Source organism: Legionella sp. PATHC032, assembly GCF_026191185.1.
Taxonomy (GTDB): domain Bacteria; phylum Pseudomonadota; class Gammaproteobacteria; order Legionellales; family Legionellaceae; genus Legionella.
The window spans coordinates 2,476,353-2,494,676 of the sequence record NZ_JAPHOV010000001.1 but is presented as its reverse complement, the minus strand read 5'-3'; the positions used below and the strand labels follow the sequence as shown (position 1 = coordinate 2,494,676).

Genomic DNA, 18,324 nt, shown 5'->3' with positions numbered 1-18,324 from the left:
GGAAAATAATGACTTCTTATGAACATTTGATACAACTGTCTGAATTTTTTGAGTCATGCCTGGGTAATCCTTTGGATGACAATTCTCCTGTTAATTTTCAACAAATTTTGCTCGCTGATGAGCAGGAAATATTGGCTTCGTCACCAATAGAATTCATTAAACAATGGGGTTATTTGGACTATGCTATACCCCAATATTTAGGGGGTAAGTTGAACTCCCTTGATGAGTTATATACTTTAACCAGGTTGTTGGCCAGGCGTGATATCACTATGGCTATTATGTTTGGATTGGCTTTCTTTGCTGCATTGCCAATATGGATAGCTGGAAGTTCCAGGCAAAAGAAATATTTAAGTGAAAGTCTTCGCCAGGGAAAAATAGGAGCTTTGGCTTTGACAGAAGAAGAGCATGGAACCGATTTGACTTCCAATAAGATGAATGCCAAACCAACTGAAGATGGCTGGGAAATTTCGGGACGAAAATGGTGTGTTAATTTTGCAACCTTGAGCGAATATGCTGTGGTGTTGTGTCGTACTAATGAGAAGGGAGGGCTATTAGGTTTTTCTTTGTTTTATATCGATAAAAAATCAGCTGAAAAGGGCATTTCTCCAACGCCCAAGCTGCCAACTCATGGGGTCAGAGGGTTAGACATCAGTGGTTTTTCTTTTGATAAAGTGAAAGTGTCAAAGGATGCATTAATAGGGAAGGAACAACGTGGTTTGGAAATAACTTATAAGGTATTCCAGATTTCGCGAACCTTATGTGCCTGTTTGGCGATAGGGGGCGCTGATACTGCTTTGAGACTGGCGTTGTCTTACAGCTTACAAAGACAACTGTATGGCAAATCAGTGTTTGAAATACCCGCAGTAAAACAGCGGCTTGGCGAATTGTTTACTCTTTTATTAATCGCGGATTGCACTGCTCAGGTTATGGTTCGCGCCTGTACGGTAATACCGGAAAAAATGAGTCTTTGGTCAGCGATTATTAAATTCCTTATTCCGCATATTGGAGAAGATATAGCAGAACAGTGTGCCATTATTCTAGGCGCCAGAGCTTATCTGAGAACCACGCAATGGGCTATTTTTCAGAAAATAAGACGCGACATTCAAGTGGTTGGCTTGTTTGATGGAAGTACTCAAGTTAATTTATCCCTTATTGCTGGTAATTTGTTGCCCCAGGCAGGCATGCGGGGTAAAAATCAGGGAGAGCATTCCGAAAAAATTGAGAAAATTTTTAATGTTCGTTTGTCTTGTCCTCCTTTTAAGGAGGATAGACTCGGTTTGTTTACTCATGAAGAAGATGATGTATTGGCTGGTATCCTGTCGTTAAACTCAATTCCAATCAATCCATTGATCACTACAATACGTCATGAAATTGAAAAATTGGATCAAGAAATCATCCGTTTACATGATGAGAAATTATTTGACCCACGCAGTTTAGCCGTTTTTCGTTTGGCAGAAAAATATTGCTGGATTTTTGCCGCCAGTTGTTGTTTGCAGTTCTGGCACTATAATCAGGAGATACTTTCTGATGATTTGCAAAATACAGATTGGCTGGATTTAGCGATGCAGTTAATTCTTAAGCGATTGAATTCAGGTTCGATGATTGATAGCTTGTTACAAGAAGCTATGAGTGAGCGTTTGTATTCTTTTTATCAGGAAAAACAGCTGTTTTCTATTATGCCAATACATATTGCGGGGTAATGAGGGATGAATTGGAAGAGATTTTTAATTGCTGCCATGACAAAGAAAAAATACCAGGTTTTTCTGAATGATACCAAGCATCCTAAAGAGGCGAGAGAACGATTATGGAATTCAGAAATTGCTCCATTGCTGGAAAAATCATCTTATTGGCAGAAACTATTAAAAGATCAATCTCCTGTAGTTCTTAATGATTTTGGAATTACAGAATATGAAGATTATCAGGAAGGACTGTTGGCAGCCCAGCATTCTACTATCCAACCTTTTAATGGTGAGGAATTGATTTTTTGGTCAGAAACTTCAGGAACATCAGGAGTTAGAAAGTTTTTCCCTATAACAGATTCATTCAAGAAACAATTTCAGCGTACAATGGCCCCGTATATTTACAGTCTAACTCAGCGATTCCCCGGCTTTTTTAAGGAAAAAATGTTGTATCTTGTCGCGGTAGATACTCATAAAACGACTCCTGCCGGTATTCCTACGGGATGGATTAGTAATTTTAATTATCGTCATTTGCCTTCCTTTATTAAAAAATTTTATGCCATGCCTGATGAGGTTTTTGCTAGCCATGAGGCTTACAATCAATGGGGTCCCATCTACGGTTTGGCTTCTGATTTAAGTGCGATATTTGCGGTGACGCCGATGGTAATTGATGCTTTTTATCAACGCTGTATTGAGGGTTTTAAAGAATATCTTCCTTATCTATTGGGGAATAAACCTCTGCCATCGCATCTTCCACCTCTCAACATGACCCGGAAACGACGAAGACATTTGCAAGCTTTAGCCAACAAGGTTGACCATCTCTCATTCAAACAACTGTGGCCATCTCTGGAAATGGCTGGATGCTGGACCTCTGGTCTTTGTGAATATCCCGCTCAGCAATTACAAAAATTGCTGGGTTCTGAGATTAAACTGGTAGACGGCACTTATTCGGCAACCGAGGGGTGGTTAACTGTTCCTGTAGAGACTAATAGCATGGGTGGAATTTTACATCCAGGTGCCCATATTGTGGAGTTTATTCCAGAGGGGGCGGCAATTGAAAAAGAGAATCTTTTACAATGTTGGGAGTTAGAAGTAGGGAAAAAATACGAAGTGTTTTTGACAACAGCTATGGGATTTATTCGCTACAGACTCAAAGATATTGTGAAATGTACCGGATATTTGAATAGTTCACCAAAGCTTGAGTTTTGTTATAAAACTCAACTCTTGAAATTGGAAACCTGCTCAATTACAGGCAGTGAATTGCAAAGTGCGGTGCTGGCAACTTCGCTCAATATAGAGCCTTATTGGTATTTTGCGCGCAATAGTGTGGGGAATCGTATTGTTTTGGTGACTGATGATGAGGCAGAGATTTCAGAGCTATCACTGAAAAAATTGCATGAACAATTAATTCATATTAGTCCTACTTATGCTCATAGTGTGGAAACTGAAGAAGTTTTACCTGTGACCCTGCTGCAATTGTCCAAGGAAAATTTATTAGCCGGCATGCATGGGCAAACCAAACCGAAATTTATCTCTCAGGAGGTTATTGCCGAGAGATGAAGCGCTTGCTGACAAATTCACTTCTTGCTGGTTGCATTAGTCTATAATCATTTAAGTGCATTTCATTTGGTTGTGGTGGGTCGCTACCAATATTGGTAGTGAACATTCTTTCCAGAGTCATTGCCCCATTGTTGATCAAATAGTATAATCACAGTATTATTTTGAGCCATATGTTTTCCAGTATGATTCCCTGTTGGTTTGTTATGTCATGATAGATGAGAAAAATTATTTCCTGGAGATAGATTTTGCCAGACAGCGTGTTATCGATTTACCTACAGGAGAATTTAAATATTATCTGTACATTCTGTTAGAGTCGATAAAATCCCAAAATGTCCCGTCCAGACACGAATTTTTAGCAGTACTGCTAAAATTGTTGGATACCTTGCATAAGCTAAAAGAATTAAAAAAAACCAATTTTTTAGATAATCAATGCCCATCAAGCCAATTGCTGAAAGAATTGGTTCTTCATTTCTCTGAATTGCAACGAGTGGCTAAGACTCATCATTTCACTGCTCAAGTGATGATTATTTTACTGCATATTGGCGGTATTATTTCGGCTTTAGCTTTAGGCGTGGTCGGTGGATTGTTAGGAGGAATACTGGGTTTTATTAACGGTTTATGTGAATACAAACCGGTTATTGGTTTTCTTGTTGGAACATTTACCGGTACAGTTCTTGGTGGACTTTTTGGTTTCAGGGCACCTAAAAAGCTATTTAAAAATGAGGTACAACGACAAATAAAATTTGGCCTTGATGGTTTAAGTGCGAGTTTGGGCAATGTCAATCAGGAATATTCCTTGCGCATGTTTAGTCGAAATAAAATGGAACCATTTTCATTTTATCTTGGCGAAGTAGAAAGTGAAATTAAGCAACTTTTCAATGATGATAGCGAGTATGAGGAATTTCTAAATCATAAGGTTGATTATGAAATTAACTCCTTTCTAGCCAGTTTTATTGGCGAATCTTTGCTTCATGGGTGTGTGGGGCACCATGCGTATATAAAAATTAAGATTAAAAATCGTGAGTATTTAATAGAGTTTACCCCTCAGCCAACCGATACCAAAGAAATTCCAGCTCAAAGCGAAACGAGAACAGTAAGTGGTAAGAAGATTGTGGAAATGCTGGCCTATCATAAAAAACTTCAGGAAACCAATGCTCCGACGGCGTCTTTCATATTAACCAAAATGAAACCAGGTGATAATGATTGTTTTAGTTACGTCAATAAGATACTTATTGGAACAAACCAACAAGGTGCTACCATCAAGCGATTTGCCAATATGGGGTTCATTGGTTCTTTATTAGGCATGGGGATAGAGGCTTTAAGCCCTTTTAAACCAGATTTTTTTCAAACTACAAATTCAGTCAGAACTAATAAGGAAAAAATGCCTGGCTATTCGGATGATTTGTCAATGAATAGTCTGTTACCTCAATTGAAACATGGATGATTAGCCAAATTATGGTAATTCAATTTGGCTAATTGATCATCCTGCATTACTTACATATAACCAATCCATTTTACACCAGCGTAAGGGCCATGTAATCCGAAATTGATATTGTCCCTATATTCAACCACAGGGGCTAAATTCACGTCGCTTCGATGAAGTGCATCAAAATAATTGACTACCATATAACCCACATCAAACGTCAAATTACCTTGTGTCATAGGATAGGTATATTTACCACCTAATTTTGCTTCTAATTCTGGCACAAGCGTTGTATAAACAGAGCGGACAGGGCGTGTTACATCGTTAAAAGGAGCATTGTTAGCATATTTGCTATCACCAACTAATAGTGCAGCAGCTCCATTGCCATAGATAGCAAAACCTTTACCGATGTCATAGGACATATCAGCATCGATACGCGGTCCTGCTCCAGAGAATGAATGCGTTGAAGTTAACGACGTAGTGCCATTTAGGAATGCAAGCTCATTGATGGCGTTTGCTATAGTTTCATCCACGCGTGTTTCATTATTGATATCCGCGTATTGAACACCCGCATGGAATCGAATATTTTTGTACTGACCAAAATCGACATGTTGTCCAAATTCAAGATTCACCGCATCAAATTCAGCGCTACCATGATATCTTTGAGTCAAACTGGCATTCGGCTGTATTGCCAATCTGCCTGGGGTAGGAGCCAGTCGTAATTTATTATCATCACGCCAGTGTATCCAGTTAACATTTAGATCATTCCCTGTACTAAAATGGTATGAGCCTTCGAGTCTAAATCCCCACTCAAAATCATTATCAAGTTCGTCGAAAATTCTTACACCACTACTGCTACCAATATTCACCGTACTAAAAGAATTATTGTTATAAAGTGCCTTCAGATAAAGAGCTTGAATTCCAACATCCCATGCTTTTGAAGGGCAAGGGACATTAACGCTTCCTGAATATTCATAAAAATACGTCTTTTTTTATGTCTCGCATGGAGAATCAGTATAATTTGAAGTTTAATGTCGGTTATGTCAAGAATAAAAAGGTTGTGTTGCAGTTTTATACAGGCGATATATGTGATGTGGTTTACACCTAATATTTTGATAAAAGATATAAAAAAACAAAATGAGAAAGCATTTTATACATTGTTGAATTTATGTCATATACTTTAAAGCGATAGCTCTTAAAATAAGGTATATATCATGGACATGAAAAAATATATTTTATCTCTTTCTCTACTGACAGTGATTAACTCTTCAGCTATCGCTACAACTCAGGAAGGTGAAGAGGCCTATAACAAAGGGTATTACGAAAAAGCATTTATTTTGCTGTCTCCTGAAGCAGATAAAGGGGATGCCAAGGCTCAATATTTGCTGGGTAAAATGTATTATAATGCCCAAGGTGTAACCTATAGTCCAGAAAAAACAGAGCAATTATTACTTGCTTCAGCCAATCAAGGCAATGTTGACGCCCAGGTATTATTAGCAGGGTTCTACTGGTACCTTAATACACCTGAGGGCTATAAAAAAGCTTTTGAATGGTACCAGAAAGCAGCTGATCAAAATAATGCAGATGGCCAATATGGTTTGGGTTATATGTATGATACTGGAACTGGTGTACCTCAGAATTCCGATACGGCTATGATATGGTATAAAAAAGCAGCAGAACAAGGCAACTCTAATGCGGCTTTGGCCATTGGGTATAATTATGATACCGGTACAGGGGTGAAAAAGGATAAGACTCAGGCTCTCAACTGGTATGCAAAAGCCGCTGACTTAGGTAATGCCAGCGCACAATATAATCTTGGTTTGATGTATGAACAAGGGGATGGTGTTCCTAAAGATTTTCAGAAGGCTGCTGAGTATTTCGAGAAAGCAGCAAATCAAGGTCATGCCAAATCACAATTGGAGTTAGGTTATTTATATGACTCTGGAAAATTAGGTAAGTCCGATCTGCAAAAGGCGGCGTTTTGGTATCAAAAAAGCGCAGACCTGGGAAATGCTAATGCGCAATTTAATTTGGCTGATATGTATTTCTATGGTGATGGAGTCGGAAAAAGCCTTGAGCAATCCGTATACTGGATGCAAAAAGCGGCTGAGCAAGGGTATGGGAAGGCTCAAAATCAATTAGGTGTCTATTACAGAGATGGTATTGGGGTTGCAGCTGATCCTGTAAAAGCTTATGCCTGGTTTACAGCGGCCAAGAATAATGGTTTTGAAAAAGCAGCGGCCAATGCCAGTGATCTTGAGAAATCTATGAATCCGGAGGATCTGAGTAAGGCTAGAACTTTGGGACAACAATATACGGATAATTACAAGGCCAAAAAATAAATACTGTTACCTGTTTTTCAAGAGCTTGTGATACTGAAATTTTTGTGAGCTATCCGGGTGTATGCGAAAGAACTCTTGCATACATCTGGCTTCGATAACCTCAAAAATAGAAAAGTATGAAATTAATTTCATCAGAATGGAGAGACCTCTTTGAATTTAAGATTCTATCTTCCAATCTTTTGTTTATTTTTGCTAGTATACCTCCTGGTTTAAATAAAACAGACTCAAAAATTGGCAAAAGAATTGTCTATTATTTTTAAGGAAATCACGGGATGACAGAGCACAAGAAAACGACAGTCAAGAATAAAAAAGCACCTGTCAAAAAAAGTCAGCTGACTGTTTCTTTATTGATTTTTATTGATTTGATTTCTATCTTGCTCAGTTTAATGCCAGGTGTGGCCGCATTTAGCTTAACCGGTTTGTTTTTGTATTATGGGTTTTCAAAAACCTGGCTTGTTTTAATTTGTTCACCGTTTGTATTAATTTTTTCTTTTATTCTTATCATGGCGCTTATCAGGATAAGCCTCCCAAAACTTAAGCCAGGTCGATATAAACGGGAATTAAATAAGACCATGATCGCCTGGTTTTGTCATTTTGCACTTTCTCGTGCAGCGAAAATCGTTGGTCTTATTCATTTATTACAATCCTTTAATGTTATTAAATATTTGTATTGGCGTGCTTTGGGAATTAAGGTGTCATTTTACGTTATGAACTCATTTGATATCGATTTTGTGGATTGCCCTCTCATTTCAATTGGTAAGGATGTCACTCTGGCCAGTCAAGTTTCTATCAGTTGTCATTCTGATGTAGGAAATTATCTTTTTTTATCGCCTGTGGTGATAGAAGATAATGTTTTTGTTGGAATGACGACTAAAATTGGCCCAGGAACAACAATTAAAAAGGGGGCCTGGATAGGTTATGGGAATGCTTTTGTTAACCAGATTATTGAGGAAAATGCAAAAATTGGCAATGTTAGGCCTATTCCTGAATAGAATGAGATGTTTTATCTCAAGCTTGGACTAATAAAAATCAGCATTTAGTGTATTGTTTTCCTGGTTATCACTTAATGAATCCAGATTGTTGCAATCAGGCTTATAACCCAGCTGATTATTTCTTTGATTAAACGGATGTTCCAGAATGAAAAAAATCGTTTACGTCTTGCTGCTTATTTCTTCACTCGCTCATGCTAATTGTGTGATCTATTTTAACGAACAACCTGTTAATAAAAAGTTATCCGATCCTTTGTATTCTCTGTTATCCAATGCTGAAATTTGCCCTCAATCCATACAGGAATTAAGAAATTCTATGAGAGTGAGAGGATTAAAAGAAGTCATAGGAATGGTCGCTAATCGAGGAAGAAATAATCCAACTGAAGGTAGTTTCAGTTTTTTTGAATCCGTGTATGGTGCATTAGCTACTGACCAATTGATTGCAAAGGGGGAGTTATTTCTGGGGTATTTTACTCGGTTAAAAGAGGGCCTAATCATTTTGGATCAAAAACCCAGGAAAGGTAAATTATTGATTGAAGCAATCAGCTGGGATACTAGAAAGGCGCTTTATAATTTTTATGAATTGCGAGGGATAGAAAATGGAGGGGTGCGTTGGTTTTATCGAGGAAACTCGAAGGATGCTTATAAAGATAACACCTGGTTATATAGAATAAATCCAGCGGGTGAAAATCATTTTGGCAGTCGTATGCGATGTTCAGCTTGCCACAACTCCGGGGGGCCGATCCTTAAGGAACAGACCCTTCCTCATAATGATTGGTGGACTAACTACCGCCCGCTTCTTTTGCTTCCCAATAAGCCCGATGGAGATGTCAGCCAATTATTGGAACAAGTCAGTGATGCCAGTTTATTTGCAAATGATGTGACAACAGGAATGCAGCATTTGCTTAATAGTAAAAAAATGCAGGCATTTCAAGGAAAACTGTCATTGCAGGAGCAGTTACGGCCTTTATTTTGTACTACCGAAATCAATCTCCAGTCCAGTACTGACTCATCAGAAACAGTGGTATCCATTCCATCAGCTTTTTGGCTGAATCCATTATTAGGCGATATTGATTTAACTATTTCAATTGAAGATTATAATCAATTATTGAAAGAGTTTAACATTCGTTTCCCAGAAATCTCTTTACAAGATGCCGATCATACCTGGCTTACACCAGTCAAGGGGGAGGCTGATCTCAACGCGATTAAGCAACTTATCCAACACAAGATAATTAGCAAGAAGTTCGCACAATCTGTGCTGATGATCGATTTTACCAATCCTTTGTTTTCATCAAAACGATGCGAATTATTAAAATTAATACCGGAATCCAGCCAAACTAATGGCAAAGAATGGACGGAACAATTTTTCGTCAACTTAAGAAACAATGAGGATCAATTTAGAGGGGCACGTGAATTAGCTGATTATATGAGTAATGGGCAATTGGATTCAAAAGAGTTAATGAAAAAAATAAAAATTTATGAATATTTTCTTAACCAGTCTATATCAACCCGATCAGGATTAAGGAAACATTTTCAACATTTGATCGAGCTACGAAAAGCTGTCTTTACTAGTGAACTATCACAAAATCCTTTAGGCCAAATTTTAGAACCAGGGTTTCGAGTGATTTTTCCTGAAAGTCAGCAGTAGACAAAAGTTCTGGTATTATTTTCTCCGTACATGACTGGTGTTTTTTTCATGTACAGAGAATTAGTTTCTATGAAGGATTTGAAACGATGAAATTGATAGCTTTTCCTCCACCAATTGTGAATTCAACCGGAATATAGGGTAGGTTACAGAGAAACAGGGTGATAATGAAAAATATTCCAGTGCCTATATTTCCCATATAAATCCATTGTTTTTCCTGGTTTTCATTCAAGAATGCGGTGATGGCGTAAGTCAAACTGAATAGTATGGCAACTAGTAAGTAAATGAACGTATTAGTATCCAGCGAGAAATCGGAAAGGATTTTATAGGCCATCATTAAAGCCAGGAGGAACAGAATGACTCGATAGACTCTTAAAGATAATTTTAACCAGGAGGGATAGTCTGATTTAATAGTTCCATCCTGAAAATAGGCATTGAAGAATATGATACCAGCTGTAGTCAGTGGAATGAGTACTATTAAGGGATTGATGTGTTCCTGACCGCTCGAAAAAGAATGAAATGCGTATAATATAAAATAAAGGATGCTTATTGCTGCCAAGAGGGGAAACAGATAATACATGATTCTAAGTAGTAAAAAACGCATGTTATGAATGATGTTGAGATTTTGTTGTCCAACACCTAAACCCATAAAAAATAAGGTTGTATTGCTGATTAATTTGAAATGATGATTATAAAAATACAAATCCCACAAATAATTATTTCCAACAGTTTTAAATACAAAAGATCCCAGTACAATCAGCAAATTGGCCAATGAGGAAAACACGAAGGCAATAAACAAAAGGGGAATGGTATTCCATACCCCAGCAAATAAACTGCTGTAACTTACCCGCCAGGTGTTGTCGTGATGGAATGCGTAATGGAAGCAATGAGCGACGTAGATAAAAAATGGGAAGCCAACAAAAAAGGTAAAGAAATGGAAATAATCTCTCATAGAGTAGTCCATTTTCAATGGAAACAAGGGTATCGATAAAAAGAAAGCGAGTAGAAAGCTGGTGCCAATCAGACGAGACAAATTGACGTTGTTATAGGTAAGGGCAAATAAAATACCAAAGATGGTGACAACACTATATATAAATGCGGTCGTGTTGTGATTGCGTGTCAGTATGTCCACTGTTACCCCTAGAAGTAATCCAATCAGGGTAAAAATATAAAGGTGTCTTTGAGCAACCATCCTGTCTTTCTCCACTAGGGGTTATATTCATGATTCAGGGTTTAGTAGAATGCCCTAATCTTTATCCAAAAATAATTCTAACTCAGTTACTTAATTGATCTAAATCGTTTATTAAAAATATTTTTTTTGCTTTGAATCTGGGCTTATGTCAGATCTAATCTCAATCATTAAGAAACTCACAAAGTAGTCTTTGAAAATGATGAGTGCCCTGTTCTTTTGTTGGAGAGAAACGCCCCATATCATAATAGCGAGATTTTATCCCTCTTTGCACAGACTCAACTACTCTTTCATCCTCTAGTTCAACCTGATCAAGTTCCCCGCCAGCGCCTTTTCCAAGTTTGGATTCATCAAGAACAAAAGATAAAAAGGAAACCCGAGTTAACTCAGGGCTGAGCGGTTTGACCACATTCACAGAACAACCCCAGGGATAAAAATTAAGCATCGTATTGGGGAATATCCAAAAGTAATAGGCAGCAACCTGTTTGCCATAATCTTGTGCTCCTTTGGGTAAATCAAAACTGATTTCTTCAGGGTTTGCCAAAGCCAATTGCAGATTACAGTAGCGGAAAAGTTCAGTGGTATAGGTGTTGCAATCGATTACTTTTCTTAGTGAGGGGTGTACAAAAGGGATATGTAACGCTTCCAGGTAATTTTCACAGTATAGAGCCCAATGCGATTTGACCACATAATCTTTGCATCTTTCTTTATCCAGGCGCATTTTTTCCATAGGGAGCCAAAATAACCTTTCTTTAATTTCTGCAAAAACTTCATGAAATGGGACAACTGGTGAGAGCGAAGCAAAAAGGAAAGGCTCAAGAATACCCGTTGAAATTTGACTTAGGTTATCATTGCTTGATGGGAAGTCTTTTGTGAGTTCAAATTCAGGCATATGAAGTAATTCCCCACAAAAATTAAACCGACGGCCATGATAAGAGCATTTTATTTTATGCGCCACGCAAGGTTCTTCGATCAGAATTTTACCTCGATGGGTACATACATTACTCAAACAACGAATAGTACCCAGTTCATCTTTTGCAAACAGTAAGGGTTCTTCAAGAAATCCAGGCAGCAAGGTAAAAGGGGTTAATTGTCTATGGGTTTTTAGTTCTTCGGTACTGATACAAAATTGCCAGGTTTTACTAAATATCTTTTCTTTTGTAATTTCGAACCATTCCGTTGATGTATAAAATTCAGAAGAGATTGTCGATGCTTTTGTAATATCAGGATCTATATAGAGATTCTTCATGAACATTTCCTTACTGTAAAGAGAAAAACCTGCAAAAAGAGAATAAAAATTTTAACCATTTCTTTGGATGAAGCGATGGTTAAGGTCTGATAAAAGGTAGTGCAAACCTTTATACCCTGTCAACTTGTTTATTTATTAACAAAGTGATTGATTAATTATCCTGATGATGTAAAAATAAACACAATTTAGGTTTTAAGGAACTATTGAATGCGATATAGCCGGTTTTTATGTTTATTAAATGGCATGTTATTATCCAGTAATGTTGCAGCGGGTTCACCCTCTGCCCCTATATTTAGTCCTTATGTTGATTTAACGATTAATACTTATTGGGATTCGCAATCACAGGATATGGAGCCAATGGATTTGATTTTCCCAGCAAAAAAATTGGGGATCAAAGCCTATCATTTGGCCTTTATTACAGACAGTGGTCAATGCCAACCTGCTTGGGGAGCCCAGCAAAATTATAGTGTGGCAAAGGGATGGGGTAAGAAACAGTTCGATACTTTATCAAGAGAGGGTGTGAAACTCACCGTTTCATTCGGTGGGGCGAGTGGTACTGATATTTCCTATCATTGTGATAAAAATCAATTAATCAATACGTTTAATCAAGTGATTAATCAATATCATGCGAATGTCCTCGATTTTGATATAGAAAATGGAACAGCCAATATTTCTAACTTGTTACAGTCTTTGAAATTATTCCAACAGGAGAATCCGGATATCTTGTTAAGTTTCACTCTTCCTGTGATGCCGGAGGGTTTAACTTCTGTTGGAAAAGAGATAATCACTTCAGCAGCTGCTCTAGGCCTTCATTTTAATGTAAACATAATGGCTATGGATTATGGACCGGCTTATAGTGGAGATATGGGGGATTATGCCATATCCGCCGCAACGAATCTCCATCAGTTTTTGCGGGAAATTTATCCGGATAAAAAACCGGAGGCTTTATGGCAGATGATTGAAGTAACGCCAATGATCGGTGTGAATGATGTGAATACAGAGCAATTTACCTTATCTAATGCAGCCCAATTAAAACAGTTTGCACAGAAAAACTCGTTGGGAGGATTATCTATGTGGTCTTTCAATCGGGATAAACCTTGTGCTGACCAATGGGCAAGTCCCATATGCAGCGGTAATAATTTGCAGAGTCATGATTATGAATTTGTGAAGTATTTTCAGTAATGGAATTAATTAAGAATTTCTTACCTCTTTTCAATAAGAAAAAATAAAAACTTGATTTTAAATTACTATGTTAAACGCAGAAGTTTGAGGTTTAAATATTAAAGGGTTTGTGTTTAGCTCTTAATTTTAGAGAAGTGTCAATGGATATGCTCAATCTTTATAGTGAATTTGATTTTGCAAAGGTAGTGCTATATCTACTAGGTTTGTCTGGATTTGGTGAAGCGGCATTTTGGTCTGACTGAATTAGTCTATTCATTTTTCGCAACAAACTCTTTCCTATTCATTATTTCATAAATTGCACGGTTTGTTGACAAAACTTCGCGGATTTTTCGAAAATCGCAACAACTTGGTTTGGCAAATGCGTTGATGATGCAATTAGCATTGTCGCTGTGATTATTATCTCTGTTATTAACTATCATTTTTTTGATTTCCATAATGGCATTGGTTATATTTACTTCTTCTGACGAGTCAATCTCTCTCACAATCTCTTTTATCTGTTTAATAATAGTTGATACTGTGCCATCTTGATTTCTCAAAAAATCATCATTTTTTAATACCCTGTAGACTGCCAAAATGTTTTCTTTCCTTTCATCGGCAGGTATCTTGACAATACTCATATGGATTTTTGCGTTATTGGATAAAGACAATTGTTTTTCATTAGCTTTAATTCTATCTTCATTTCTAGCTGTAAAGTATAGTTTTTTGTCTTTAGGCAGCACATCTTTAACCATTGCTATCTCCTGGGCGTTTTTAATTTTATTCTCATGTTTGATTGCAAAATCGAGCCTATTAGTCAACGGTAATTCATATACAACGGAAGCGAGCTCTGCCGCATTGTTAATTTTATCTTCATGCTTAATTGCAAAACTTATTTTTTCATCTTGCGGTAGTTCAATCAAAACAGAGACAAGCCCTGCGACATCCTTAATTTTATCTTCGTGTCTGTGTGCAAAATTTATTTTATTTTCTTGGGGCAAATTATTCAAAATGTTAGCAAGCCCTTGAGCATCCTTAATTTTATTTTCATGTTTAAGTACAAAATCTATTTTGTCATCCTGAAGCAAACCATATAAAAAAGATCCTAAGTCGTAGCCATTTTTAATTTTATTCTCATGTCTGCTTGCAAACTTCAGTCTTTGATAATAAGGTAACACCAATAGAGCAGACCTAATGTCGTTGGCATCGTTGATTTTATCTTCTGATCTCATTATAAATTCGAGCCGTTGCTCATCAGGTAAATTAAGTGATACTTCATAAAGTTCAGAAGCATCTCTTACTCTATCTTCACAATCGATTGCAAATTGAAACCTTTCACCTTCAGGTAAACGAAATAAAACCGATGCAAGTCCGGTAGCGTCTCCAATTTTATATTCACAAGTGGTTGCAAACTTAAGCTTTTTGTTTTCAGGTAGCTTAGTTAATACATTAGCAAGATCAAGTGCATCTCTAATTTTCTTTTTACACTGGTTTGCAAAATCTAACCTTTGATCAAGAGGTAAATTCTCCAACACAGCGTTAAGGCTTTTGCTGTCACCGATTAAATCTTTACATTTTCCTGCAAAATCCAGTTTTTTTTCTTCAGGCAGTTCCTTTAAGACATGAGCCAATGTTTGAGCATCTTTGATTTTATCTTGATGGTCAATGGCAAATTGCATTCTCTTATCTTTTTCTATCACAAAAAAAACTGAAATAAAGGGTAGTTTGTCTAATCTTCCCTCGTAAAATTGTTCGCCATAGATAGCTCGCACTGTCTCCTGGCAATTAGGAATTTTCAACAATCTTTCTAGTAGTGTTTTGTTTTCATTTTTATGGGAAGTTTTCTCACTATAAGAAATTTTATTTGATTTTAGTAACTTATCTTTAAATTCAGGGTGAGTTTCGGTAATCCTTATAATACTTTCTAAATCCCCGGATTCAAGCAATTGAATAACAAGTTCGTCTGTTATCTTGTTGCTGCCAATATTTAATCTTGCTTGTCCGTAAACATCACGCAGATTACGCATCAAAGGCAATTTTGAGTTTAATTTATTCAATTGGTTTTGATGCTTCATAATGTCAAATACAATATTTTCAGCCAGTTTGTGAATTTTATGATTAAAGTGATCTTGCATTTCCTGATTGCCGGGTTTACCCCAATGATAATCCCGCATGGTAATAGGCGCATCAGGTGGTGTCATCAAACGTGCCTGAAGAGTTTCTATATATTGTTTATCAACTCGACCTCTGGTCATTTCATTCAATAATTGCGAAATGTTAGTTGTTTCACCTCTTTCTGTTAATAGAGGATTTAAACGTCCTCCTGGAGCTGCTAAATAGGCGTACTTATCTACTAACTCTAAAGGTAAGCTCACTTGATATAAAGCTCCTTGGCCTTGGTATGGAAATTCTTTTGCCAAGGCTATTAGTTGATTTATTATGCCCACACCCACTCCCATTGATTGAATACTTGCAGACAGCATGTTCTGTAAATTAGTTTTGGTAGCCGATTCATTGTTAGTGTAATATTCAATTGTGTTGGAGCCCTCCACATTATGACTTCCAAATAAAAAAAGATTAGCGGATATTGCAGATTCCATATAACCACTATCATAATTACTAACCTTTCCACTTTCAGAAATGTCTTTAAAGTGACTGATGAATTCTTCAATAGTAAGGCATTTATGAAAAAGAGGATTATCCATACGTAAAGCACCGATACCGCTGTTTGCAGCAAGAATTTGATAAATTGCTGTGTAGACAGCGTAAGCGTAAGCAATATCGCTATTCGTGCCATGATAGAAGAATACTCTCTCGGGATGGTCTTTTTCATACTGAATCATCTCGGCAGTTTGATTAATTAGCCGCTGCTTTTCTTCTTCTGATAATCCCTTGTTATGTTTATCTAAAAACTTTTTTATATTCTCTGCAGTTGATTCTTGAACACGAAAATCATCTCCCATAACTACTTTAAGATGTAATTCGCTTTGAGAAAGAATACGTTCGCCAGTATTTGCTGGTTGATAGTCTTTTTTGATGAGTGTTTTAGGTTTTTTTGAAGAAACATGCCCTTTCTTTTTGATCTCATCGAGCACTTTTGCTTTTTTGATAGAGGTTGCTATTATCTCTGTCTCAACTTGTTCAGGAGATGCAATTGGTCGATAAGTATTTTTCTTGCTTTGCTCAGAACTATCTGGTTCCTCAGCCAAGCCTTGCGTGCTCTGTGTACGAAAATTACTATTTAATAATAGGTCATCGATCAAGGCACTGACCGGCCCCTGACGCAGCATAGCATAAAGAGGCGGAAAAATAATCACATCCTGATTGTTTATGTCTTTAACTTGAATGGTTATCTGTTCTTCTTCAACAACAGCGCTGTTTTCTTTTAATGCATTCTGTAAATTTATTAAGGGAACCCAATGAAATGACTCGTGTTCTTTATCAAGTAGCTGTGTAGTATCAACCGGATTAATGCCTTCAATAAAATACATTCGATACAAGTATTGTTCACCATTTGTGGTTTGAGTGATAATGTCGTGAAATGGGGCTTCAGCTAGCTCTCTATCGCTATAATCTAGCACCCCATTGGACTCTTCCTTTGCCTCTCTTTGTGCAGTTCTTGCAAGGGATACATCCTCGATATCACTCTTGCCACCAAAATTATCACACCAATTATGACGTGCACGTTTTGATAACAGAACAAATAATTCACCATTTTCATCTTTTTGGATATGCATGACTCCTGCTGCAGTTTTTCCTGCTATAGCCGCTTTGTCACGTTTGGCAAAACGCTGTGTTGCAAATCCATAGCGTTGAGCCAAGTTATCAAGGCGATTGGAAAAACCAGAAAGTAATTGACGTTGAACAAAAGAGGGAATTTCAAGCTGTTGGCTTACCTCCCATATAGTTTTCTCAATTGTAGAACGCTGATTTATCAAGTCATGAACCTGTCTTTTAATTTCTTCGGGACTTAAATCGCCAAACCATAGAGCCCCAGAAAGATTGATTTCATGATTACGCATCGAGTCTATTTCACTAACTTCTGCTGACATCTCTTCGCGCAAATCACCAAGGGCTCTAAATATAAAACAGGCACCTGAGTCGATTAATCTTGCTTCACCACCTTCTGTTTGAATAAAGTTATCCAACTTGGCAACATCAATATTCCCCATGAATGCATGAACTATAAAATTCCTGCGTGCTTGGGCAATAATAGCTTTCTCATCCTGGATTTGATGTGGTTTAAGCAGTTCGGCAAGTTGAACCGTTCTTTCAACATGTTCAAAATTTAATGATTTAGCTAAAACCTGGTTTACAGAACGATACGCTTGCACGTGGGCAACTGGTACTCTCAAACGCTGATAAAGTACATTCATCAACACTTCAACTTTTATTTGCACCTCACTAGAGCCAAACTTTAGAACATAAGCTTTTTGGTTACTAGTATCTCTAACTTTATACGTACTTGAGGTTCCACCGCCAAGTGATGCGCCAAGCTCAATAGATGACAAATTCTCAGGAAAGCCTTCTGGTTTGTCTGAGTCTGTTAATAATTGTGTACACGGTTTGTAATGATAATAAGTAGTTTTTATATTTAACTGAGCATCAGTAATTGCTTTATCAATTGCCTCAAGTTGACTTTTGTCATTCTCAAAAACATGTAACTTTTTAGATCGTGATGTTTTCTTTAGGTGCTCGATCAGAGTCCCTGCTTTGTCTTTGGAGTGAATTAAAACATCATAACTTAAGTCCAAATGTTTTAACTGCGCAATGGTTCTCTCGTTGTATTTTTCATCGTATGAGGTAAGCAGTATCACTGGATGTTTAGTTTCTTTTAAATACCTGAGTACTGCCGGAAGATTATTGTCAGTTAATGCTGGTGGAGTGTCACCATGCTCCAGCACTGGGTTACGCACTAGAATGTCATTAATATTCAATACTACTACATCACCTTGGGGGATATTTGCTAAAATTTCACCAATGCCTCCGTTGTTTGTTAGATTTTTGATTGCCATGTTTATAAACCTCAAGATACATTTTGTTGGATATTCTTTATAATTATAGATAAATAAGTGAAACTATATGAGTTC

10 protein-coding genes and 1 pseudogene are annotated in these 18,324 nt (G+C 37.2%); 7 read left to right on the top strand and 4 right to left on the bottom strand.

All coding sequences use genetic code 11. The annotated features are described in order from the left end of the window. The first annotated feature begins 8 nt into the window (after positions 1-8). The 3 genes from OQJ02_RS11090 to OQJ02_RS11080 all read left to right on the top strand — a co-directional run bounded on the left by OQJ02_RS11090 (position 9) and on the right by OQJ02_RS11080 (position 4,683). Entirely contained in the window at positions 9-1,700 is a 1,692-nt protein-coding gene (locus OQJ02_RS11090; protein WP_265719097.1) for an acyl-CoA dehydrogenase, read from the top strand. A gap of 6 nt (positions 1,701-1,706) precedes the next feature. After that, on the top strand, positions 1,707-3,239 hold the full coding sequence (locus OQJ02_RS11085) for a GH3 family domain-containing protein (protein ID WP_265719096.1): 1,533 nt from the start codon (positions 1,707-1,709) through the stop codon (positions 3,237-3,239). Between the two features lie 208 nt (positions 3,240-3,447). Continuing rightward, a complete protein-coding gene (locus OQJ02_RS11080; protein WP_265719095.1) occupies positions 3,448-4,683 on the top strand; it encodes a hypothetical protein in 1,236 nt (411 codons plus the stop codon). 50 nt (positions 4,684-4,733) lie between these two features. Here OQJ02_RS11080 and OQJ02_RS11075 read toward each other — a convergent pair. Further along, a pseudogene (locus OQJ02_RS11075) lies at positions 4,734-5,606 on the bottom strand (Lpg1974 family pore-forming outer membrane protein); the annotation flags it as partial. Between the two features lie 270 nt (positions 5,607-5,876). Between OQJ02_RS11075 and lpnE the strand changes: the two are divergent. The 3 genes from lpnE to OQJ02_RS11060 all read left to right on the top strand — a co-directional run bounded on the left by lpnE (position 5,877) and on the right by OQJ02_RS11060 (position 9,641). After that, complete coding sequence (lpnE, locus tag OQJ02_RS11070) at positions 5,877-7,004, top strand: Dot/Icm type IV secretion system effector LpnE (protein WP_265719094.1); 1,128 nt, start codon at positions 5,877-5,879, stop codon at positions 7,002-7,004. 272 nt (positions 7,005-7,276) lie between these two features. Then, on the top strand, positions 7,277-7,996 hold the full coding sequence (locus tag OQJ02_RS11065) for a hypothetical protein (protein ID WP_265719093.1): 720 nt from the start codon (positions 7,277-7,279) through the stop codon (positions 7,994-7,996). A gap of 145 nt (positions 7,997-8,141) precedes the next feature. Continuing rightward, a complete protein-coding gene (locus OQJ02_RS11060) occupies positions 8,142-9,641 on the top strand; it encodes a hypothetical protein (RefSeq protein WP_265719092.1) in 1,500 nt (499 codons plus the stop codon). Between the two features lie 67 nt (positions 9,642-9,708). Here the strand turns inward: OQJ02_RS11060 and OQJ02_RS11055 are convergent, their stop codons facing one another. Then, positions 9,709-10,830 carry a hypothetical protein gene (locus OQJ02_RS11055; protein ID WP_265719091.1) on the bottom strand — a complete coding sequence of 374 codons (1,122 nt, stop codon included), beginning with the start codon at positions 10,828-10,830 and terminating at the stop codon, positions 9,709-9,711. 160 nt (positions 10,831-10,990) lie between these two features. Then, the gene (locus tag OQJ02_RS11050; RefSeq protein ID WP_265719090.1) at positions 10,991-12,076 is read right to left on the bottom strand and encodes an SRPBCC family protein; all 1,086 of its coding nucleotides are present in this window, start codon (positions 12,074-12,076) and stop codon (positions 10,991-10,993) included. Between the two features lie 207 nt (positions 12,077-12,283). Between OQJ02_RS11050 and OQJ02_RS11045 the strand changes: the two genes are divergently transcribed. Then, positions 12,284-13,258: a chitinase gene (locus tag OQJ02_RS11045; RefSeq protein ID WP_265719089.1), complete on the top strand. Its 975-nt coding sequence runs from the start codon at positions 12,284-12,286 to the stop codon at positions 13,256-13,258. Positions 13,259-13,506: 248 nt separating this feature from the next. On the opposite strand, the gene OQJ02_RS11040 is transcribed toward OQJ02_RS11045, so the two are convergent. Then, on the bottom strand, positions 13,507-18,249 hold the full coding sequence (locus OQJ02_RS11040; protein ID WP_265719088.1) for an NUDIX hydrolase: 4,743 nt from the start codon (positions 18,247-18,249) through the stop codon (positions 13,507-13,509). Positions 18,250-18,324 lie beyond the last annotated feature (75 nt).